Origin of the sequence: Sphingorhabdus sp., from assembly GCF_044239045.1 — a bacterium.
Lineage (GTDB): Bacteria > Pseudomonadota > Alphaproteobacteria > Sphingomonadales > Sphingomonadaceae > Sphingorhabdus_B.
On the sequence record NZ_JBIICD010000009.1, the window covers coordinates 33840 to 54298 of the forward strand.

The window sequence follows — 20459 nt, forward strand, 5'->3', positions numbered from 1 at the left end:
TGCAGTTGCCGCAACTGCAATATCGTTGCATGAAGCAGAAAAGCCGGAGAAAGACTATGAAACTTGCATCTCTAAAGTCGGGCCGTGACGGACATCTGGTTGTCGTGTCGGACAATCTTGCTTGGTATGCGGATGCAGCGCATATTGTCCCGACTTTACAGGCCGCTCTGGATGATTGGGAAGAGTTTGCCCCTCGATTGCAAGCACTCGCAACCGATTTAGAACATGCAGTCATTCCCCGTGAACGTTTCCACGAACATGATGCTGCCGCACCATTGCCACGCGCCTATCAATGGGTGGACGGTTCGGCCTATGTCAATCATGTCGAATTGGTCCGCAAGGCACGGGGTGCTGTCTTGCCCGACAGCTTTTGGCATGACCCGTTAATGTACCAAGGCGGTTCGGACGAATTTCTTGGCGCGCGCGATGATATCCCCTTGGCCGACGCGGCCTGGGGCTGTGATCTTGAGGCGGAGATTGTTGTGGTGACGGGCGATGTGCCACAAGGCACAACGGCGGCAGATGCCTTGTCTTATGTTCGGCTGGTTGGCCTTGTGAACGATGTGTCCTTACGCAACCTTATCCCAGCCGAGTTGGAAAAAGGCTTTGGCTTTGTCCAATCGAAACCCGCCAGCGCTTTGTCGCCCGTGTTTGTTACGCCGGACAGCCTTGGAGATTATTGGAAGGGCGGAAAGCTGCATCGCACCTTGAATGTTGACCTTAATGGCGCACCATTTGGACGCGCGGTGGCTTCGGACGACTGCACCTTCGATTTCGGAACCTTGATCGCGCATCTCGCCAAGACGCGCAATATCGGGGCAGGGTCGATTATCGGTTCGGGTACCGTGTCCAACCGTGATGCTGATGGCGGACCTGGAAAGCCCGTCGCCGCTGGCGGCCTTGGCTATAGCTGTTTGGCCGAAGTGCGCATGGTCGAGAAAATCCAGACAGGCGACATGGTGACCCCGTTCCTAAAGAACGGCGACGTCGTGCGGATTGAAGTGCTGGACACGGCCGGACACAGTATCTTTGGCGCTATTGAGCAGACGGTCCGCAATATTTGAAGGTATACGCAAATAGCATCTCTTCAATATCCGTACCGTATATTTTAAGAAAGACGGCCATGCCCAAAACCAACACACCAATGAACCGACGCATGATCCCGGCCGAAGCCGTGGAGAGCATCTGGCATGCCGCCGACCAATGGGCCATTCGCCGTATCGACTGGCAAGGCGCAAACCCGCCGCGCGGGTCATTATTATTTCTACCTGGGCGCGGCGACCATTATGAAAAATATCTGGAAACGCTTGCTTATTATGCTGATGCCGGCTGGCGTGTAACGGCAATCGACTGGCGCGGGCAGGGCGAATCTGGGCGACTATTGGCGGACCCACATGTTGGTCATATCGATGATTTTGCCACTTGGATTGCCGATCTGCGGCATTTTTGGAATGCTTGGAAACAAGAAACGCCTGGCCCCCATGTGGTGATGGCGCACAGCATGGGCGGGCAATTGGCCATGCGCGCTTTGGTGGAAAAGGCGATGGACCCAGAGGCGGTCGTGCTGAGCGCGCCGATGTTGGGTATTCAGACTGGCGGCCTGCCGCTGGCCCTGAACCATGCTTTTGCCAAGCTGATGGTCAAAATCGGCAAGGGCGAGGATGCCGCCTGGAAAGTCAGCGAGAAGCCGATGTCGCCGATGGAGAGGCGTGGCAAAATGTTGACGCATGATGATGATCGTTACGAAGACGAAATCGCATGGTGGAAATTGCGCCCCAACGTCAAATTGGGTCCGCCAAGCTGGCATTGGATCGAGCGCGCGATTGCGTCGATCCGCATGTTGGAAGCGCCGGGCCTGTTAGAGGCGATAAAAACGCCCATCTTGCTGCTCGCCACCACCGCCGACCAATTGGTGAGTACCCAGCGCGTGATCGCCGACAGCAAACGTTTGCCGCATGCCGAAACATTGATTTTCGGCAAGGAAGCCGCGCATGAATTGTTGCGGGAGGCAGATCCCGTGCGAGACCAGTGCCTTGCGCGGATCGACCGCTTTTTGGAAACTAACGCACCGCGACCATGAGCGACTTTGAATTTGCCATTATCGGCGCCGGCATTGCTGGCGCAAGCCTTGCGGCCCAATTGTCCGCGCGGGCATCTGTGGTGTTGATTGAGGCAGAGGCACATCCTGGTTATCATTCGACGGGGCGGTCGGCGGCATTTTGGGTCGAATGCTATGGCGGGCCAGCGGTTCAGCCACTCACCACTGCGTCCGGTCCGTTTTTGGCGGCACCGCCTGCGGATTTCCATGACGGCCCATTGATGTACCGACGCGGTGCGCTGCACATCGGTACATCGGATCAGACGCCGATGGCGGACAATATGCGCGCAGAATTTGCGGCTAGCGGCGTGCAGATCGATGTCAGTGACCGTGTCGCCGTGGCGGCGCGTGTGCCGGGGCTACGTAGCGATTGGACACATGGCCTTTGGGAACCAGACTGTTGCGACATTGATGTTGCCGCGCTCCACGCCGCCTATTTGCGTCAAGCCAAACGGCAAGGCGCAGTTCTGAAATGCAACAGCTGTCTGAACGCCGCTAATTGGCGAAATGGTGCATGGCAGATTACGGCAGGTAGCCTCAATTGTTCGGCAAAAATCCTCGTTAACGCGGCGGGCGCATGGGCCGATGACGTAGCGCAGTTGGCGCAGGTTCGGCCCTTGGGTATCCAACCCTATCGTCGCACCATCGCACAATTGATCGTATCGCCAGACGTTCCGGCGGACTTGCCCTTGGTCATTGCGTTGGACGGTAGTTTCTATTTCAAACCGGACGCGGGTGGCCGCTTATGGCTTAGCCCGCATGACGAAACTGCAACCCCAGCCTGCGACGCTGCGCCAGAGGAATGGGACGTCGCCACCGCCATTGACCGTCTGCGGACTGTGGTGGATTGGGACATTCAGCGTGTCGAGCATAAATGGGCCGGGCTTCGCAGCTTCGCGCCGGACCGGCTGCCCGTCATTGGCCGCGATGCGTCGAATGATGCTTTTTTCTGGTTCGCAGGGCAGGGCGGATTTGGCATCCAGACGGCTCCTGCCGCCGCGCAGCTTGCTGGGTCATTGTTGGATGAAGCTATCGCCGCGCCGCCCAAAGTTGACGCCGCCGTCTACACGCCAGCGCGGTTTCGTTAACGCAACGCCGCAACCTCTGCTGCGTCACTCGCCAGCCGATCTGCGCGTTCGTTTTCGGGGTGGCCATTATGGCCCTTTACCCAAATCCATTCGATGTGATGACGGGCAACGGCGTCGATTAGGTCATGCCATAAATCAGCGTTGCGGACGGGCTGTTTTGAAGCGTTTTTCCATCCATTGCGTTGCCAGCCATGAACCCATTTGGTGATCCCATCGAGGACATATTTGCTGTCAGTGTGCAATTTGACATGGCACGGCTCAGTTAGGATTTTAAGCGCTTCAATCGCGGCGGACAGCTCCATCCGGTTGTTGGTGGTGTCGGGATCGCCGCCCGAAATTTCCTTCTCATGCTTGCCATAGCGGATCACAGCGCCCCATCCGCCAGGCCCGGGATTTCCCTTGCACGCACCATCGGTGAAAATCTCAAGCTGCTTCACAGGTGATGCCTGAATAGGTTTTCAAACTCTGCAGGGTCGCTGTAAAAATCCAGCCGACGTAGGAAAGCCAGAGGGTCTTTGCGCGTCACAAGCGCATTGGCTGGCGTGTTAATCCAGTCATAGCAACGTGTCAGCAGGAACCGCAGACATGCGCCGCGCAGCAATATGGGCAAGGCCGCCTGTGTTGCTGCATCCAAAGGCATAATATCGGTGTAGCCCGCCAACAAGCCTTCGCTCACATCGGCGTTAAAAACAGCGCCGTCATTGGAAAAGCACCATGCGCTGTGCGTCACCGCTAAATCATATGCGCGGATTTCCGTGCACGCGAAGTAGAAGTCGATGAGGCCACCGACATGGTCGCCCAACATCAGGACATTGTCTGGAAATAGATCGGCATGGATAGCCGCCACGGGTAGATCGCTTGGCCAATGCGCTTCCAGATAATCGCATTCGGCAAAGACACGCGCTGATAGACCGACCGCGATGGACTCAAGACCCTCCGCCGTGCAACGCAACGCCAAAGGACGCCATGCGGAAACGCCAAGGCTATTGGGGCGCGATAAAGTGAAATTGGCAAGCGCCTTATGCATATGTCCCAAAGCCGCGCCGGCAGAATAAGCTTGTACCGCCGTCGGTTCTGTTACCGACACGCCATCGAGAAATTCAATCAAGCAAGCCGGGCGCCCCGCGACTGTTTGCAGCCATTGGCCATTACGATCCGTGATAAACTGCGGTACCTTGCAACCTGCATCGTATACATGCTTCAAAAGGGCATAGAAAAACGGCAAATCGTCTGGATTCACGCGGTTTTCATATAAAGTCAGGATGAAGCGGCTTTGCGTTGTTTGCACGAAGAAATTGCTGTTTTCGACGCCCTCGGCAATGCCCTTTAATGCGACAAGTTCGCCGACATCATAATGCGCCAGCAATGCGTCAACCTGCTGCGGTCCTAACTGCGTATAAACTGCCAAATCAGATCGCCGCGCCAGCCAGTTCGCGTGGCAATTTGAATGTGACCGTCTCCTCAGCGGTGGTCACCTGCTGCTCATCCAAGTCGAAATGCAATGCGAGCGCGTCGATAATCTCGCGCACCAAAACTTCAGGCGCCGACGCACCAGCCGTCAGGCCAAGCGTATGGACATCATCGAACCAATTGAGGCTGATATCTTCGGCGCGCTGCACCAGATAGGCCTTTGCACCCGAGCGTGCAGCTACCTCAACCAGTCGCAGCGAGTTGGAACTGTTCGGCGCGCCAATGACGAGGACAAGGTCGCATTCATGCGCGATTGCCTTTACCGACTCCTGCCGGTTCGACGTGGCGTAACAAATGTCCTCACCCTTTGGCCCGACAATATTGGGGAAGCGTTGTTGAAGGATTGCAACAATCTCCGATGTGTCATCTACTGACAATGTTGTCTGCGTTAGAAAAGCGAGATTGTTCGCGTCGGCGGGCGCAATTACCCGCGCATCGTCGGCGGTTTCGACCAAAGTCATTGCACCTGCGGGCACTTGGCCAAAGGTGCCGATGACTTCGGGATGTCCTGCATGACCGATGAAAATGATATGCCGGCCGGCCTCAACTTGACGTTCCGCTTGTTTGTGAACTTTCGAAACTAACGGGCAGGTCGCGTCGAAATAGGCAAGTCCGCGTTGTTGCGCATTGGCGGGTACCGATTTGGGCACTCCATGCGCCGAAAAAACAACATGGCCACCATCAGGCACTTCGTCGAGCTCTTCGACAAAAATTGCGCCTTTGGCTTTCAGGCTGTCGACCACATAACGGTTGTGGACGATTTCGTGGCGGACATACACTGGCGCGCCACGTTGTTCGAGCGCAAGCTCGACAATCTGGATAGCGCGGTCAACGCCAGCGCAAAAACCACGTGGCGCGGCCAAAAGAAGCCGGATCGATTTTTTGGAGAGTGGTTGTTCAGTCATGCGCCATGTTCTTTAGGGTCATGACCTGTTAAATTCAACTCCGAGGTTTGAGGCCATTTTGTTCAGTGCAAGGCGGCAAAGTGCGGGCTTAGTGGTTCTAAGGCGCGCTTTGGCAACGCAGCAATGGACAAAATGGGTCAAATCCTTCGGACGCCAAAATGGCTTCGATACCGAAATAAAATGCCCTTGCAGGCAGAATAACTGGCTGCTGCGAACATTTTATCTCAGTATCTTTGCCATTTTGACGCCTCGCAGGTGAATTTAACAGGTCATGACCCTGAATAAACTCGCTGCATCCGCCAAGACCTTTCCCCTGTTGCGCGGGCCGCAATGGGGGGATAAGGACCAAATCACGTTTCGCACCCGCGACCCAAGTTTAAGAAACCCGAGGATTACCCTTTATGAACTACGCCGCCAAAGCCCTGACCATCGGTATTGCTGCAGCTACTTTGGCCGGTTGCTCACGCGACGGAGATCTGGATGTCGCCGCTGGCGTTGGCGTGAACGTCACACGTTCCGGTTGCCCAACGGTTGCGGTGCCCGATGGCACGGGTGACATCACTATTTTTAACCCAGTGAACAGCACGGATGCCGAGGCTATCGATGTGGTTGCAACGATCACCAATATTCGCCCGACGTGTAACGAAAGTGGCGAGAAAATCTTTTCGCAGGCAACATTTGATGTGCAAGCGCGCCGCAACGATGCGCGCGGCACGCGGACTGTAATTGTGCCTTATTTCAACACGGTGGTTCAAGGCGGCAGTGCCGTCATTGCCAAGCGGGTTGGGCAAGTGACGCTGCAATTCGCCGATGGCCAGCAACGCGCATCTGCGCAGGCGCAAGCGGCTGGCTATATTGACAAGAACGCTGCCAGCTTGCCCGCTGAAATCGTGCAGAAAATCACCAAGAAGCGTAAGCCCGGTGACCCCGACGCGGCGCTTGACCCTATGGCCGATCCCGAAGTGCGCGCAGCGGTTGTCCGATCAAGCTTTGAAATGCTCATCGGTTTTCAGCTGACCGAAGATCAGCTGCGTTACAATGTCACGCGTTGATCCGCGTTAATTTCAAGGCACCGTCATGACTCTTTTTGAACAATATGCAGCGCATGTCGATCATGCGCTGGACGCACTTGTGGCGCTCGGAACCTTGCCGGCAGATTTGGACCGCAGCAATGTAACGGTCGAGCCGCCGCGTGATGCAACCCATGGCGATATCTCCACCAATGCGGCGATGGTGCTGGCGAAACCCGCCGGAACCAACCCGCGCGCCTTGGCGGAGGCTTTGTCGGTTGAGCTGGCGAAGGCCGCTAATGTTGTAGCGGTTGAAATCGCTGGGCCGGGGTTCCTTAACCTTCGGCTTGATGCTTCGGCATGGCTTGATGAATTACGCGCGATGGCGGCGTCGAGCGATGATTATGGTCGCTCGCATCTGGGTGATGGCAAGTCGGTAAATATCGAATATGTTTCCGCCAACCCGACTGGCCCCATGCATATGGGCCATTGCCGCGGGGCTGTCGTCGGTGATGCTTTGGCCAAATTGCTAGAATTTGCGGGTTACCGGGTGATCCGCGAATATTATATCAATGACGCAGGCGGCCAAGTTGACGTCCTCGCGCGGTCAGCGCATTTGCGCTATCGTGAGGCGCTGGGCGAAACGATCGAAATCGCTGAAGGCTTGTATCCCGGCGATTATCTGATCCCCGTCGGACAGCAGCTGGCAAAGCGTTTTGGTGATCAATATGTCGCCGCATCTGAAGGCGAATGGCTTGCTTTGTTCCGCAAGGCCGCCGTTGCCGAAATGATGGAGATGATCAAGGCGGACTTGGCCTTATTGGGCATTCACCATGACTTGTTTTCGTCAGAGGCCGAACTGCATGAAGCAGGCAAGGCCGATGTCGCGGAGAAGGAACTGCGCGCGCGCGGGCTTGTCTATGATGGCGAGTTGGAAAAGCCAAAGGGTAAGGAAATCGAAGATTGGGAGCCTGTGACGCTTCCTTTGTTCCGCTCCACGCAATTTGGTGATGACCAGGACCGGCCCATTAAAAAATCCAATGGCAGCTGGACCTATTTTGGCGCAGATCTCGCTTATCATTTCCAGAAAAGCCAAGGCGTCGATGCGATGATCGACATTTGGGGCGCGGATCACGCGGGTACGGTCAAACGGATCAAGGCGGCGGTCAATGCGTTGACCGGCGGTAAGGTCGATTTCGACGTCAAGCTGGTGCAGATGGTGCGTCTGCTGCGCGGCGGCGAACCTGTTAAAATGTCCAAAAGGTCGGGCAGCTTTGTAACCTTAGCTGAGGTTATTGAAGAAGTTGGCAAGGACGTCGTCCGCTTCACGATGCTGACACGCAAGGCCGACGCGCAAATGGATTTCGATTTCGCCAAGGTGGTGGAAGCGTCGAAGGACAATCCCGTATTCTATGTGCAATATGCCCATGCGCGGATATCATCGACCATGCGCAAGGCAGAACTCGAAGGTCTTGGCCCCGATGGCGCGCATATCGCGATGCTGGGTGATGCGGAGATCGGCCTTATCCGCGAAGCCGCAAATTTCCCACGTATCGTGGAAGCTGCCGCAAAATCAGGTGAGCCGCACAGAATTGCTTTTTATCTTAATGACTTGGCAGCAGCGTTCCACGCTTATTGGAACCTGGGCAATGACCAGCCTGACAAGCGTTTCATATTGGCACAAAATCCGGAACTGACTGGCGCAAGGCTTTTCATGGCTAACAATATCGGGCAAGTCCTGCGCAATGGATTACGGCTGATGGGGGTTGAAGCCGCTTACAACATGTAGGGATTGGGGACGTGATGTGATGGACCGCAAATATGATGGACTGAATCTCGACGACAATGATCGCCTGCCTTGGCTCGAAACCGCTGACGGTAATGCCACAGAGACAAACGGTTCGCGCATGAGCGTCGCCCTTTGGGCGGTTGCGGGCTTATTTTTGTTCGCGGTGATTGTCGGCGGCATATATTGGTTTCGGCCCAGCCAGAGGGGCGGCGCAAACGGCACCGGCGAACTGATTGTCGCGCCCAAGGGTAATTACAAACAAAAACCAGCGGATGCTGGCGGCAAAAGCTTCGAAGGCGAGGGCGATTCCGCCTTTGCCGCAAGCGAGGGGCAGAAAACAGGTGCTGTGCTCGCGGCTCCGTCCGCTGGCTCAATGGTCGCACCTCCGCCTGTGGCGGCGAAACCAGCGACCCCTATTGTACCCAGCAGCGCGCCTGCAAATGCCGTCTTGGTGCAGTTGGGTGCATTTGGTGATTCCGCCAAGGCCGACGCGGCATGGACCGGTCTAAACAAGCGCTTTGGTTTTTTAGCGGGCATAAACCGTAAGATCGCCCAAACCAATGTCGAGGGCGGACGCACCGTTTTCCGCCTGCAAGCCGTAACGGCCAATTCCACCGAAGCCCAGCAGCTGTGCGCAAAATTGAAGGTCGCGGGTGAGAATTGCTTGATATTGCGGTAGCGAAGCGACAGCCCCCTTTTCATGTTGATGCGTTGCACATAGCAACTTAAGCAGCGCCAAACGTCCTGAGGAAAAGAATATGCCTGCTTTATACGATGTCTCCATTCCTACCTTCATCCGCGGTTTGAAAAACCTGTCGAACATGCTCGAAAAGGGTAAGGCTTATGCCGCTGAGCAGGGCATGGATTTGGCTGAATTGCTTGATGCTCGGTTGATCGAGGATATGGCCTCGCTGACGAAACAAGTGCAAATGACGACCGATACAGCGAAGTTTGTCGCGGTCCGTGTGGGTCAGGTGGAAAACCAGCCTTGGGCCGATGATGAAGCGAGCTATGACGATGTCCAAGCCCGTGTAGCCAAGGCGATATCCTTTCTGGAAGCCGCTTCGCCAGAAGGCTTTGAAGCCCGCGAAGATGCAAAGGTTGTGCTTACCACCCCCAGCGGCGACATTCCGTTCACGGGCAGTGTCTATGTTCACGGCTTTGCTATCCCCAATTTCTTTTTCCATCTCAGCATGGCCTATGCGCTGTTGCGGATGAAGGGCGTGCCCGTGGGTAAGCTCGATTTCTTGGGCGCTATCCGGTAATTATACACAGCTTAAGCGCCACTACTGGCCGTTCCATGCTTGCCTTGGGGCGGCGGCGGGCTTAGCGTTCCCCCATGAAGCCGGTAATTTTTGGCCTATCGGGCCTGACCCTGACAGATGACGAAAAACGCCTGTTTCGCGATGTCGAGCCAGCAGGCTATATTCTGTTCAAGCGCAATATCGAAGATCGCGCGCAAGTTCGCACGCTGACCGACAGCTTGCGGACTTTGCATGGGCGCGACAATGTACCCATCCTGATTGACCAAGAGGGCGGCCGCGTCGCGCGGATGCGTCCGCCAGTCTGGCCGGATTTCCCCGCGGGCGGTGCGTTCGATGCATTATATGACATCGCCCCCATCACCGCGATTGAGGCGGCACGTTGCAACGCGGAGGCTATTGCGCTCTCGCTGACCGAAGTCGGCATCAATGTCGATTGCTTACCCGTCCTCGATGTGCGCGTGCCCGACACGCATTCCGCCATTGGCGACCGCGCCTTGGGCAGCGACCCTATGCGCGTGGCCGCGCTGGGGCGCGCAATCCTTGATGGCCTTGCCTTGGGGGGCGTCATCGGCGTCGTAAAGCATATGCCGGGGCAGGGCCGCGCTGCTGTCGACACGCATCACGACTTGCCACATGTGACCGCAACCGAGGCCGAGTTGGTGCAAGACCTTGCCCCCTTCCGCGCGCTCAATACCGCCGCGATGGGCATGACGGGCCATGTTGTCTATGACGTTTGGGACAATGCGCACACCGCCACCATGTCGCGCTTTGTCATTGATACCGTTATCCGCGCGCAGGTCGGTTTCGATGGCTTGTTGATGAGCGATGATCTCGACATGAACGCGTTGCAAGGTGATGTTGCGAGCCGCGCTTTGGCTTGCATTCAGGCGGGCTGCGACCTTGCACTCAATTGCTGGGGCCGCTTTGACGAAATGCTCGCCATTGCCAACAATCTGCCTGAAATTACGCCGGCTGCCCGTGCGCGTCTTGATCGCGCAATGGCGCTTCCGCCTGTGCCGTTTGACGCCGACCGGTTGGCGCATCTGCTCGATAAACGTGACCAGTTGCTAGCGCTGGCCGACATGGAAACGAAGCTTACAGGTGGAGCCACAGGCGCGGCATGAGTGAACCCATGCTCTTTGACGCAGAGGACGCCCTCCGCGACGAGAGCGCCGCCAGTGCCGAATTTGGTCCCGATGTCCTGACCATCGATATTGACGGCTGGGAAGGGCCGTTGGACCTGTTGCTTGCGCTTGCCCGCAACCAAAAGGTCGATTTGCGCCAATTGTCCATCCTTGCCTTGGTCGAACAATATCTGGTGTTCATTGATCAGGCGCGCGCGCTGAAGCTTGAACTCGCCGCCGATTATCTGGTGATGGCCGCGTGGCTGGCCTATCTTAAATCGGCGTTATTGCTCCCCAAAGACCCGACGATTGACCCGTCGCCGGAGGAACTTGCACTGCGCCTGCAACTGCGGCTCGAGCGTCTGAATGCCATGCGGGAAAGCGGCGCGCGTTTGATGGCCCGTGACAGGATTGGTCGCGACGTTTTCTTGCGCGGCACACCTGAAGGGTTGCGTGTGGTCAAAGCGCGGGCGTGGGAGTGCGACTATTTTGAGCTGATCACCGCATATGGCCAAATCAACGCGCGTACCGCGCCTGCCATGCACATCGTTAAAAAGCGCCAAGTCATGACACTGGAACAAGCGCTGGAGCGTGTATCGGCGATGATTGGCCGCGCGATTGACTGGACTGCGATTGAGGCGTTTCTGCCGCCGATGGCGGACCCGGCCTTGCGTAAATCGGCTTTGGCCTCGAGCTTTGTCGCTGCCTTGGAACTCGCCAAACGTGGGCTTGCTGATCTGCAACAAGAGGCAACCTTTGCGCCATTAATGGTGAGGAAAAAGGCCAGATGATCGAAACCGACCCAGACCTGCGCGCGGTGGAGGCGACCTTATTCGCCAGCGACCAGCCAATGACTGTCGAACAAATTCGCGGCTATGTCGGCGACAGCGTCGATGTTGCGGCGGCGCTGACGCAATTGGAGGAGCTTTATGAAGGCAGGGGCATTGAGCTAGTCCGGCGCGGTAAGACGTGGCATTTCCAAACCGCCGCGGATCTTGCGCATTTGCTGCGCCGCGAACGCGAGGAAAGTCGGAAGCTCAGCCGCGCTGCGGTCGAGACGCTGGCGATCATTGCCTATCATGAACCGGTGAGTCGCGCCGAGATTGAGGCCATTCGCGGCGTGCAGATTTCGAAAGGCACGCTAGATGTGTTGATGGAGGCGGGATGGGTCCGCCCGGCTGGTCGCCGCGAAGTGCCGGGGCGGCCTTTACTCTATGCTACAACGCCCGGTTTCTTGACGCATTTCGGCCTGAATAGCCGCAAGGATCTTCCGGGAATCGCGGATCTAAAAGCTGCTGGATTGCTGGACCCAATCGACAGCGCGATGGGGGAAATGCTGTTTGCCGGTGAAGAAAGTGAAGCCGAACTGGCAATTGACGAAAACAATGCCTAAATAGGTGAAGGACATGCGACATCGGGGTCGCAATATCCGGGGTGCGCCCCGTTAGGAGTATGAAATGGGTGGTTTTAGCATCTGGCACTGGCTGATTGTTGGCATTTTGGTGTTGCTCTTGTTCGGCAAGGGCCGTTTTTCCGACATGATGGGCGACGTCGCCAAAGGCATTAAAAGCTTTAAAAAGGGCATGAGCGAAGACGACGAAGCTTCTAAGGCTCCGCCGCAAATTGGTGCGAACACGAGCGTTGACGCTGAAAAACAGACAGATAAGACCCAAGGCTAAGTCATTGCCCGTGCGATATCACTCGCCCTCGATGTCGGGGGCCTGACGTGTTTGACATCGCGTCTTCCGAACTGTTGCTTGTTGTCCTTGTGGCATTATTGGTCATTGGGCCAAAGGATTTGCCAAAGGCATTGCGCGTTGTGGGCAAATGGGTGGGCAAGGCACGGGGTGTCGCGGCGCATTTCCGGTCCGGCTTTGACGAAATGGTGCGCCAGTCCGAACTCGACGAACTGGAGAAAAAATGGAAGGCGGAAAATGAGCGCATCATGGCTGCGCATCCTGCCGATCCACGCGCCGACGTTGTCGGTGATGATCCTACAACAGATAGTGTAGAAACGCCCGTCGACACGCCGCCCAGTGAAGCAGCAGCCAAGACATGAGCGATATCGACGACAGCAAAATGCCCTTGCTCGATCATTTGATTGAGCTGCGCAGCCGTCTGCTCTGGAGCTTTTTGGCGCTCGCCATCGCCTTTGGCATTAGCCTTTATTTCGCACGGCCGATCTTTGGCTTTCTGGTGCAGCCCTTGCTGGCGTCAGGTCAAACGAAACTCATTTACACCGCGATATTTGAGGCATTTTTTGTCGAAATTAAGGTCGCTTTTTTTGCCGCGACCTTCTTCTCCTTCCCAGTATTTGCGACGCAATTATGGCGCTTCGTTGCGCCAGGGCTCTACAGCAAGGAAAAGCGTGCTTTTCTTCCATTCTTGCTCGCAACGCCTGTCTTGTTCATCATTGGCGCGTCCATGGCCTATTTTATGGCGATCCCCGTCGCTTTGGAATATTTGCTGGGTTTTGGCGGCTCAGTCGGTGGTGTTGAACAACAGGCGCTTCCGGGTGTCGACAATTATCTGAATTTTGTGATGAAGTTCATTTTTGGCTTCGGCATATCGTTCTTACTCCCAGTGTTGCTCATGTTGCTCGAGCGGGCAGGGATTGTGACGCTGGAACAGCTTAAGAGCGCGCGGCGTTATGCGATTGTCGGCGCATTCGCTATCGCCGCCGTCCTCACCCCGCCCGATGTTGTGTCGCAATTGCTGCTCGCGATCCCTTTGTGCATATTGTACGAGCTGGCCCTCATCGCGATCTGGTTCACCCGCCGCCGCCGCAAAAAGGCCGAGGCCGCTGAAGAGACCGTGTTGTAGGTTTTACACGTTTTTACTTTCCTACAAATAACCAGATAGGTTATTTGATTCGCGTCATGCAGGCTGCGGTCTAGAACGTGGGTCGGGATGATGGGAACGCTGGCGCCGAAACGCGCTGGCACGGCCGGCGCGATAGGGTGCTTGCTTCAGCCTCTCAAAAGGGCCTGTTGCATCAAGCTCTGAACAGCGCACAAAAGGCTGGGTGTGGCGGCGTTATCCGCCCCGTTCGTCGTGGACGGCCTTGGGGTCTTTAGGAACCTTCACCCCCAAGGAAGCAGCCCAGCCAAGATAAAGGCGGCTCCTGGCATGAGACTGATGGAACAAACGAGCCTTAATCCACAAACACCATCAGCCGGAAGCAGCACCAGCGCTTCCGCGTCGGCCGTCCCCCTTTTCATGCGTGCAAACGCGCGCGGATTTTGTAGGAAATATTGTTGCGCGTGTTGGAAATTATGGCGTTGGCTTAAACACCGTCACCTTGAACTACACAGTCTCGTCATCCTGAACTTGTTTCAGGATAACATGCGACGGTTGTGCGTTATCCCGAAACAAGTTCGGGATGACGAGGAAGGTTGTGCGTTATCCCGAAACAAGTTCGGGATGACGATGAGGGTGGTGCGATGAGGACGGCGTAGCGTGAACAATATCAAATGATCAAAAACTGACGCGTGCTGTCACCCGAAAATCACGACCAGCTAAAGGAACGAAATCCTTGGTAAAGGACGCGGCACGTCGGGCAGTGACGTCGAAGATATTGTTCGCCGACGCAATCAAAGCAATGTTACGATCCCGTCCAAATGGCCGCCACGTCGCCGAAGCGTTGACCAAAGTGAAGCCATGGGTTGGCGTCTCAAATTCTGCGGTCTTCGTCTGGTCATCGTTAAATTCGACTTCGCCGCGCAGGTCAAAACTTGCATTGGTCAACTCAACGCCGCCTAGCAAGCGCAAGGGCGGGATCCGCGGGACATCGCCACCACCGGACGAGATTTTGGCGCGTGTATAATCCGCTACGCCATCGACCGATAGGTTGGAACTGCCAAAGCGGGCGAGGCGCTGGGACGCCTGAAATTCCACACCCCAAACCTTGGCATCATTTTGGAAATATTGGAATACGGGCAAATCATCTTCGATGTCGCCGGTCTCGGCCTCATATATGAAATTATCGAAACGGTTGGTGTACAGCGTTGCGCTGAATGCGGTTTCAGGGGTTTCATACCGCGCATAGAGTTCACCATTCCAAGCACGCTCGCTTTTCAGATCAGGATCCCCCATTTCATAGGCTTGGGTCGCGATATGCGGTCCGTCGGAAAATAACTCCTCTGCCGCTGGTGCACGGCCCGTCCGCGAAATATTCGCACCGATCTTCAGATCGCCAATATGGTAGCCAAGGCCAAATGCGGCCGAGACATTGTTGAACGTGCGTGAAAGGCCCAAAGCGTCGGCGCGCAGTTTTGCCGTGTCAAACCGCATAGCGAATTCGGCGTCCAGATTGCCTTTGGTATATTCCTGCAAGGTAAAGAGGCCAAATTGCTGCGTTGTATTGGGCGGGACGAAGGCTTCTGCCCCAATGGCTTCCAAATCGCGGTACTGATATTGGAGACCGCTAGCCCCGCGCCAGCCGTTGCGGTCATTCTGAACCAATTCGACCCGCGCCTCGATACCTTGGCTGTTAAAGACGGTGCCGACTTCGTCGCCTTCAAATTCGGTGTGGGTATAATCGGCGTAGCCCGCGCGCAGCCGCAGTTTTTCGAACAAGCCGTCGCCCAAATTGGCTTCACCGCGCAGGTCAAAGCGATATTGCCGCAAGCCGATGGTGACGGGCACTTCACCTTCTGCATGCTCCTCGCCTTCTGCATGTTCTTCGTCTTCATGCGCATGGGATGCGCCAGGGCGGGCAGGGATGCCGTAATTTGTGTCGTAAATGCTGTAAGATACACCGAGATTGCCGCCCTCGTCGATAAACGCAATGCCACCACCCGCGGTCCAGCTTTTCACCGCGCTGTTGGGAATGCGGCCGCGCTGATCCGCGAGCTCGCGTGCTTCGGACGCTTCTTCGAGATGGCCTTCGCTTGCTTCCTCGGCCGCAAAGTCCAGCACCTCAGCGCGCAGATTGGGGGAAAGGACATATCCGCCAGAACGCAGATCATCACTGTTGCGGTAGCTGCCGTCGAGATGGACGATGACCCGGTCGGTGATCGGCATATCAATAGACGCGCCGCCGGACCAGTCGCGCGCGGCGCTGCCATATCCGGCCAATGCGTCGATGTGGATGTCTTCGTCCGGAATGGAGCGCGGTATCCTTTTGTCGAGCGCGTTAACCGCGCCGCCGACGGCTTGGCCACCGAATAGCAAGACCGCTGGCCCGCGCAGCACTTCAATTCGCTCGATCGTCAACGTATCGATGGTCACCGCATGGTCGGCCGATGTGTTGGAGGCGTCGATATTGCCAATGCCATCGGTAAGGACGGCAACGCGGTTCCCTTGATATCCACGCAGTACGGGTCGCGATGCACCCGGCGAGAAGCTCGTCGCCGATACGCCGGGCAGGCTAGTGAGGATATCGCCCAATTGCGCGCGCGTTTTTTCGGCGAGCACTTCGCCCGAAATCGCCGACGTGCCGGAAAGAATGTCGAGGCGTTCCACGAAGGGCGCGGTGACAACGATATCGTCAGTCCCATGAAAATCGTCAGACACCGTATTGCCTTCGGTAGAAACCGCATTGCTCTGCTGCGCATAAGCGGGCGTCGCCAAAGCTAGCGATAATGCGGAAATGCTTGCGGATATCGTGAGAAGCGGTGCGTTTTTCATAACAGATCGTAGTCCATAACAGCCAAAGATAAGGCCGCACATTATGTGCAATGATATAATATAACAATACCTGAAATGCATTTTGTTAATAATTCGACCTTTGGCGCGCATATTGTAACGCACAAAACCAGACCGTCTTGCGATTGGCCTTGAACGCGCCTAGCTATCGGCGATATGAACACGCTTAGCTCAACACTTGATTTGATTGGCAACACTCCGCTCGTCCGCCTTAATGGACCAAGCGAGGAAGCCGGATGCGATATTTTTGGCAAATGCGAATATGTGAATCCCGGTGCGTCGGTAAAGGACCGCGCTGCGCTATATATTGTCCGTGATGCCGAACGGCAGGGGCTTTTGAAGCCCGGTGGGACAATCGTCGAAGGTACGGCGGGGAACACCGGCATTGGCCTTGCATTGGTGTGTAATGCGCTTGGGTATAAGACGATTATTGTCATGCCCGAAACACAGAGCCAGGAGAAAAAGGACACGCTGCGCGCTTTGGGTGCAGAGCTGGTGCTGGTGCCCGCTGCACCTTATGCGAACCCGGGGCATTTTGTGCATAGCTCGCGCCGGCTGGCCGAAGAAACCGAAAATGCCGTCTGGGCAAACCAATTTGACAATATCGCCAATCGCCGTGCGCATATCGAAACAACGGCTGAGGAAATCTGGACGCAGATGGATGGCAAGATTGACGGCTTCATTTGCGCTGCTGGTACAGGCGGGACGATCGCTGGTGTTGGACTTGGGCTGAAGGCGAAGGATGAGGGCGTCACCATCGCTCTTGCCGATCCGCATGGTGCGGCGCTCTATAATTATTATGCATGCGGCGAATTAAGCGCTGAGGGTAGTTCGGTCGCTGAAGGCATCGGGCAGGGTCGGATAACCGCCAATCTCGACGGCGCGCCGATTGATACACAATTCCGCATTTCCGATGAAGAAGGCCTTGTCTGGGTCCGGCGGCTTTTGGCAGAGGAAGGGCTGTGTCTTGGGCTATCGTCGGGGATCAACGTGGCTGGCGCCATCGCGCTGGCAAAGCATCTGGGGCCGGGTAAACGCATCGTGACGATATTGTGCGACACGGGCTTTCGCTATTTGTCGACCATTTATAACCCCGCATGGATGCGCAGCAAAAACCTCCCCATTATGCCTTGGCAGCAGGGCGTCTAAAGGCAATATTGGGATCTAAGGGAAACGCATATGGCCGAACAAAAGCAATCCGCAATTCAGCGCATTCAGGTGGGGCTTGTCGGGCTCGTGGTGGTGCTATTGTTTGTAATATTGGCCAATATGGTCCTTGATCGGGTGAGTGATGGGCCACAAACAGGGGGCGTGCCGGACGCTGCACCCCTGATAGCTGACAAGGATGCGACGCCCGATGAACCGCTGGCGGAGCTTGGCGTTACCCCGGTGGCCAAGGAGACTGACGCCGAAAGAGCCGCCAAGGACACAGCGCAAACGCCGATGTCATCCGCGCCAGCGCGGTGACATCTATTTGTTGATGGATAGATTGGCCCGGCTTGGCGGCAGAAAGTGGCTGCTTGTCGCTTTGCTGCTGGCCCTTATGTTTTTGCTTTTGCTCGCTGGCTTTGCCGCCACGCGTCCAGTTGATAGCAGGCCAAAGCCCCCACTGGGGCTGATAACTACGCTGCCGCTGTTATGGAGCGAGGGGGGAATTGAGGCCGATCTGGCCAAGGACGCTGCCCCGCATCCTGCATTTACACGTTTGAGCGCCCATTATGACATCGTGCCCGTCGACGATCTGGAGACTTGGGTGCCAAGGCCAAAGCAGTTACTCTTGCTCGCGCAACCGCGGGCTTTTTCCCCAAACGAACTGGTTCGGATTGACAATTGGGTTCGGCAAGGCGGCCTTGTGTTGATACTCGCGGACCCCGCTTTGCAATGGGGTAGCCTTTACCCCTTGGGCGATAATCGACGTCCGTTGTTTACATCCATGCTGTCGCCCTTGTTCGCTTATTGGGGGGTGGAGCTAGTCTTGCCGCTTGAGGATAAGGTGCCGACCTCCATGCGCAAGATAGGCGTGTTCAATATCCGGACGGTAACAGCGGGAGAATGGTTGCCCAAAGGGGGCAGTGCCAAGGGCCGCTGTGCAATATTGGCTAAAGGTTTGTTGGCCGATTGTCGGATTGGCAAGGGGCGCGCCGTGCTTTTGGCCGATGCCGATTTTCTCGATGCCGCCTTTTGGAAAGGGCGCGGCATGCGGATCCTCACCGGCAAGGATGAATTTGCTAATATAGCCCTGTTGCAAGCGCTTTTGACGGCGCTGCAAGATGATAAGGGACTGGACGGGGATTTTGTGGAAAAATGATGGGGAATGGGGGAATTGGTATCAGCATCATACGCAAAACGGCGGATTTTGGGGATTTGGGCGCGATAAAATTGCTCCCATTATGAAAGTTTTATTTGGAGCGCTTTACCAGAAGTAACCGAATTTAGACATTTTTGTAAAAAAATAATGTAATTTTCCATAAAATCCCTCTTTTCATCCATAAAATCCCTTGCTATGCACAGTCATCAAGGGGTGGATTCCTGATTCTATCGGTCGTTACGGCGTCCGCATGGCGATATGCTTCGCCATGATTAGAGATCTGCGCCCTTTTTCTAGGGGTGGTTCAGACAGTGTCAGCTTTGGTCGTTTATGCAGGTTCGGGGGTGTCGAATGTCGACGCCAAAGGCCGCACGACTATTCCTGCGGAACTGCGTGACAGCGTCCAGCAATCCAGCGGCAGCAACAGCGTGTGTATATCGCGCCATTCCACCTTGCCCTGCCTCATTGGTTTTGGCGGCTCCGAGCGCCTGAAGCTGCGTGCCGACATCGAAGCGCAATGGCAAAGTGCCGTTAATCGCGGTACCGAGTTTGATCGCGAAATCGCTGGCGTTTCAGCATCCTCTATTTTTGAAACTGCGTTTGAAGCCAGTGGTCGTTTCGTGCTGTCGCCGATGCTCAAGCATTTCGGTCGCATCGAAGATCGCGCTTTCTTCTTTGGCGCAACAACGCATTTCATGCTGTGGAACCCCGACGTCTTCCTGAAAGAAGCGCCTGCAGCATTCAACCCCGTTAAGGACGAGCTGAATTATTGGCTGTCCCAGGCCAAGCGCGACAAATGAGCGCTCCAGCCCCTCATATTCCAGTCTTACTGGATGAAGTAATTCACTCTCTCGCCATCACCCCTGGTGCTGAGGTCGTGGATGGTACCTTTGGTGCAGGTGGATACAGTCAGGCGATACTGGCTGGCGGTGCGCGCGTTTTCGCGTTCGACCGCGATCCCGATGCCCTTAAAGAAGGTGCGGACCTTGCAGGCCGCAGCGAGGGCGCTTTGCGTCTTTACGCGGCCTGTTTTTCTAACATGGACGATGTCTTAACAGCCGACGGCATTTCGGCGGTTGACGGCGTCGTATTGGATATCGGCGTCTCGTCGATGCAGCTTGATCGCGCCGAGCGCGGCTTTTCTTTCCAAAAGGATGGTCCGCTTGACATGCGCATGGGTCAGGACGGCATGACAGCAGCGGACTTCGTCAACGAAGCTGAAGAGGCCGACATTGCCGACATTATTTTCCGTTATGGTGAAGAGCATCGCTCGCGCCGCATAGCGCGTTCGATTGTCGCTGCACGGCCCATAGAAACCACTGCGCAATTGGCCGCGATTGTCCGCAAGGCCGTTGGCCATAAGCCTGGTGCGCCGAAAGATCCGGCTACGCGTGCCTTTCAAGCGCTTCGCATTCATGTGAATCGCGAACTGGATGAGTTAACCGACGGTCTTGAGGCTGCTGAACGCATGTTAAAGCCAGGTGGCCGTTTAGCTGTTGTCACCTTCCATAGTCTTGAAGATCGCATCGTTAAGCAATTCTTGCGTCGCCGCAGTGGAGCAGAAGCCGCAGGATCGCGCCACGTGCCCATGGTTGGCAGCGACGGCCCAGCACCCACTTTCGATAAAGCAGACAAGGCAGTCCGGCCATCGGACGCAGAGCTTGCCCGCAATCCGCGGTCAAGGTCGGCAACCTTGCGTTCCGCAACCCGCACACATGCCCCCGCATGGGCAACAGGAGGACTTGCAGCATGA

Annotated in this window: 22 protein-coding genes; 18 read left to right on the forward strand and 4 right to left on the reverse strand. The window is 56.0% G+C overall.

The features are described from left to right. The first annotated feature begins 56 nt into the window (after positions 1 to 56). From ACILP4_RS05275 to ACILP4_RS05285, 3 genes are all read left to right on the forward strand, one after another. The gene (locus ACILP4_RS05275; RefSeq protein ID WP_395619699.1) at positions 57 to 1064 is read left to right on the forward strand and encodes a fumarylacetoacetate hydrolase family protein; all 1008 of its coding nucleotides are present in this window, start codon (positions 57 to 59) and stop codon (positions 1062 to 1064) included. Positions 1065 to 1156: 92 nt separating this feature from the next. Then, on the forward strand, positions 1157 to 2080 hold the full coding sequence (locus ACILP4_RS05280) for an alpha/beta fold hydrolase (RefSeq protein WP_395619700.1): 924 nt from the start codon (positions 1157 to 1159) through the stop codon (positions 2078 to 2080). Next, positions 2077 to 3186 carry an NAD(P)/FAD-dependent oxidoreductase gene (locus ACILP4_RS05285; protein ID WP_395619701.1) on the forward strand — a complete coding sequence of 370 codons (1110 nt, stop codon included), beginning with the start codon at positions 2077 to 2079 and terminating at the stop codon, positions 3184 to 3186. Before ACILP4_RS05280 ends, ACILP4_RS05285 begins: the two co-directional genes overlap by 4 nt. Here the strand turns inward: ACILP4_RS05285 and rnhA are convergent. Genes rnhA through ispH form a run of 3 tightly spaced genes read right to left on the reverse strand, consistent with a single transcriptional unit; the run spans position 3183 to position 5561 of the window. Then, entirely contained in the window at positions 3183 to 3623 is a 441-nt protein-coding gene (gene rnhA, locus ACILP4_RS05290; protein ID WP_395619702.1) for a ribonuclease HI, read from the reverse strand. The two genes, ACILP4_RS05285 and rnhA, sit on opposite strands and share 4 nt — an antisense overlap. Continuing rightward, positions 3620 to 4594, reverse strand: a complete 975-nt coding sequence (thrB, locus tag ACILP4_RS05295) for a homoserine kinase (protein ID WP_395619703.1) — start codon at positions 4592 to 4594, stop codon at positions 3620 to 3622. Before thrB ends, rnhA begins: the two co-directional genes overlap by 4 nt. 1 nt (position 4595) lies before the next feature. Beyond that, positions 4596 to 5561, reverse strand: coding sequence for a 4-hydroxy-3-methylbut-2-enyl diphosphate reductase (gene ispH, locus ACILP4_RS05300; RefSeq protein WP_395619704.1), 966 nt, complete (start codon positions 5559 to 5561; stop codon positions 4596 to 4598). 401 nt (positions 5562 to 5962) lie between these two features. Here ispH and ACILP4_RS05305 point away from each other — a divergent pair, with 401 nt between their 5' ends. The 10 genes from ACILP4_RS05305 (at position 5963) to tatC (ending at position 13572) form a co-directional block, all read left to right on the forward strand. Then, entirely contained in the window at positions 5963 to 6613 is a 651-nt protein-coding gene (locus ACILP4_RS05305) for a hypothetical protein (RefSeq protein ID WP_395619705.1), read from the forward strand. 25 nt (positions 6614 to 6638) lie between these two features. Further along, positions 6639 to 8360: an arginine--tRNA ligase gene (argS, locus tag ACILP4_RS05310; RefSeq protein WP_395619706.1), complete on the forward strand. Its 1722-nt coding sequence runs from the start codon at positions 6639 to 6641 to the stop codon at positions 8358 to 8360. A 19-nt stretch (positions 8361 to 8379) separates the two neighbouring features. Beyond that, positions 8380 to 9039, forward strand: a complete 660-nt coding sequence (locus ACILP4_RS05315; RefSeq protein WP_395619745.1) for an SPOR domain-containing protein — start codon at positions 8380 to 8382, stop codon at positions 9037 to 9039. Positions 9040 to 9118: 79 nt separating this feature from the next. Then, the gene (locus ACILP4_RS05320) at positions 9119 to 9625 is read left to right on the forward strand and encodes a DUF1993 domain-containing protein (RefSeq protein WP_395619707.1); all 507 of its coding nucleotides are present in this window, start codon (positions 9119 to 9121) and stop codon (positions 9623 to 9625) included. 74 nt (positions 9626 to 9699) lie between these two features. Beyond that, positions 9700 to 10749 carry a beta-N-acetylhexosaminidase gene (nagZ, locus tag ACILP4_RS05325; protein ID WP_395619708.1) on the forward strand — a complete coding sequence of 350 codons (1050 nt, stop codon included), beginning with the start codon at positions 9700 to 9702 and terminating at the stop codon, positions 10747 to 10749. Positions 10750 to 10757: 8 nt separating this feature from the next. Next, entirely contained in the window at positions 10758 to 11540 is a 783-nt protein-coding gene (locus ACILP4_RS05330; protein WP_395619746.1) for a segregation and condensation protein A, read from the forward strand. Next, entirely contained in the window at positions 11537 to 12142 is a 606-nt protein-coding gene (gene scpB / locus ACILP4_RS05335; RefSeq protein WP_395619709.1) for an SMC-Scp complex subunit ScpB, read from the forward strand. The genes ACILP4_RS05330 and scpB overlap by 4 nt, the downstream gene beginning before the upstream one ends. Positions 12143 to 12206: 64 nt before the next feature. Next, positions 12207 to 12428: a twin-arginine translocase TatA/TatE family subunit gene (locus tag ACILP4_RS05340; protein WP_395619710.1), complete on the forward strand. Its 222-nt coding sequence runs from the start codon at positions 12207 to 12209 to the stop codon at positions 12426 to 12428. 47 nt (positions 12429 to 12475) lie between these two features. Further along, positions 12476 to 12808, forward strand: coding sequence for a Sec-independent protein translocase protein TatB (tatB, locus tag ACILP4_RS05345; RefSeq protein WP_395619711.1), 333 nt, complete (start codon positions 12476 to 12478; stop codon positions 12806 to 12808). Beyond that, the gene (gene tatC / locus ACILP4_RS05350; RefSeq protein ID WP_395619712.1) at positions 12805 to 13572 is read left to right on the forward strand and encodes a twin-arginine translocase subunit TatC; all 768 of its coding nucleotides are present in this window, start codon (positions 12805 to 12807) and stop codon (positions 13570 to 13572) included. The genes tatB and tatC overlap by 4 nt, the downstream gene beginning before the upstream one ends. A gap of 654 nt (positions 13573 to 14226) precedes the next feature. On the opposite strand, the gene ACILP4_RS05355 is transcribed toward tatC, so the two are convergent. Continuing rightward, positions 14227 to 16380: a TonB-dependent receptor gene (locus ACILP4_RS05355; RefSeq protein ID WP_395619713.1), complete on the reverse strand. Its 2154-nt coding sequence runs from the start codon at positions 16378 to 16380 to the stop codon at positions 14227 to 14229. A gap of 174 nt (positions 16381 to 16554) precedes the next feature. Between ACILP4_RS05355 and ACILP4_RS05360 the strand changes: the two genes are divergently transcribed. The 5 genes from ACILP4_RS05360 (at position 16555) to rsmH (ending at position 20459) form a co-directional block, all read left to right on the forward strand. Next, complete coding sequence (locus tag ACILP4_RS05360; RefSeq protein ID WP_395619714.1) at positions 16555 to 17547, forward strand: cysteine synthase A; 993 nt, start codon at positions 16555 to 16557, stop codon at positions 17545 to 17547. 30 nt (positions 17548 to 17577) lie between these two features. Further along, a complete protein-coding gene (locus ACILP4_RS05365; protein ID WP_395619715.1) occupies positions 17578 to 17865 on the forward strand; it encodes a hypothetical protein in 288 nt (95 codons plus the stop codon). A 13-nt stretch (positions 17866 to 17878) separates the two neighbouring features. Continuing rightward, complete coding sequence (locus ACILP4_RS05370) at positions 17879 to 18706, forward strand: Gldg family protein (RefSeq protein ID WP_395619716.1); 828 nt, start codon at positions 17879 to 17881, stop codon at positions 18704 to 18706. 311 nt (positions 18707 to 19017) lie between these two features. Then, positions 19018 to 19506, forward strand: coding sequence for a division/cell wall cluster transcriptional repressor MraZ (locus tag ACILP4_RS05375; protein WP_395619717.1), 489 nt, complete (start codon positions 19018 to 19020; stop codon positions 19504 to 19506). Then, the gene (rsmH, locus tag ACILP4_RS05380; RefSeq protein ID WP_395619718.1) at positions 19503 to 20459 is read left to right on the forward strand and encodes a 16S rRNA (cytosine(1402)-N(4))-methyltransferase RsmH; all 957 of its coding nucleotides are present in this window, start codon (positions 19503 to 19505) and stop codon (positions 20457 to 20459) included. The genes ACILP4_RS05375 and rsmH overlap by 4 nt, the downstream gene beginning before the upstream one ends.

Excerpts from the sequence above, each read along its gene's own strand:
- ACILP4_RS05320 (WP_395619707.1), top strand. The coding sequence starts at position 9,119 with ATGCCTGCTTTATACGATGTCTCCATTCCTACCTTCATCCGCGGTTTG.
- rsmH (WP_395619718.1), top strand. The coding sequence starts at position 19,503 with ATGAGCGCTCCAGCCCCTCATATTCCAGTCTTACTGGATGAAGTAATT.
- tatC (WP_395619712.1), top strand. The coding sequence starts at position 12,805 with ATGAGCGATATCGACGACAGCAAAATGCCCTTGCTCGATCATTTGATT.
- nagZ (WP_395619708.1), top strand. The coding sequence starts at position 9,700 with ATGAAGCCGGTAATTTTTGGCCTATCGGGCCTGACCCTGACAGATGAC.
- ispH (WP_395619704.1), bottom strand. The coding sequence starts at position 5,561 with ATGACTGAACAACCACTCTCCAAAAAATCGATCCGGCTTCTTTTGGCC.
- ACILP4_RS05355 (WP_395619713.1), bottom strand. The coding sequence starts at position 16,380 with ATGAAAAACGCACCGCTTCTCACGATATCCGCAAGCATTTCCGCATTA.
- ACILP4_RS05275 (WP_395619699.1), top strand. The coding sequence starts at position 57 with ATGAAACTTGCATCTCTAAAGTCGGGCCGTGACGGACATCTGGTTGTC.
- argS (WP_395619706.1), top strand. The coding sequence starts at position 6,639 with ATGACTCTTTTTGAACAATATGCAGCGCATGTCGATCATGCGCTGGAC.
- ACILP4_RS05340 (WP_395619710.1), top strand. The coding sequence starts at position 12,207 with ATGGGTGGTTTTAGCATCTGGCACTGGCTGATTGTTGGCATTTTGGTG.
- scpB (WP_395619709.1), top strand. The coding sequence starts at position 11,537 with ATGATCGAAACCGACCCAGACCTGCGCGCGGTGGAGGCGACCTTATTC.
- ACILP4_RS05305 (WP_395619705.1), top strand. The coding sequence starts at position 5,963 with ATGAACTACGCCGCCAAAGCCCTGACCATCGGTATTGCTGCAGCTACT.
- ACILP4_RS05365 (WP_395619715.1), top strand. The coding sequence starts at position 17,578 with ATGGCCGAACAAAAGCAATCCGCAATTCAGCGCATTCAGGTGGGGCTT.
- ACILP4_RS05315 (WP_395619745.1), top strand. The coding sequence starts at position 8,380 with ATGGACCGCAAATATGATGGACTGAATCTCGACGACAATGATCGCCTG.
- ACILP4_RS05280 (WP_395619700.1), top strand. The coding sequence starts at position 1,157 with ATGATCCCGGCCGAAGCCGTGGAGAGCATCTGGCATGCCGCCGACCAA.
- ACILP4_RS05285 (WP_395619701.1), top strand. The coding sequence starts at position 2,077 with ATGAGCGACTTTGAATTTGCCATTATCGGCGCCGGCATTGCTGGCGCA.
- ACILP4_RS05330 (WP_395619746.1), top strand. The coding sequence starts at position 10,758 with ATGCTCTTTGACGCAGAGGACGCCCTCCGCGACGAGAGCGCCGCCAGT.
- ACILP4_RS05360 (WP_395619714.1), top strand. The coding sequence starts at position 16,555 with ATGAACACGCTTAGCTCAACACTTGATTTGATTGGCAACACTCCGCTC.
- ACILP4_RS05370 (WP_395619716.1), top strand. The coding sequence starts at position 17,879 with ATGGATAGATTGGCCCGGCTTGGCGGCAGAAAGTGGCTGCTTGTCGCT.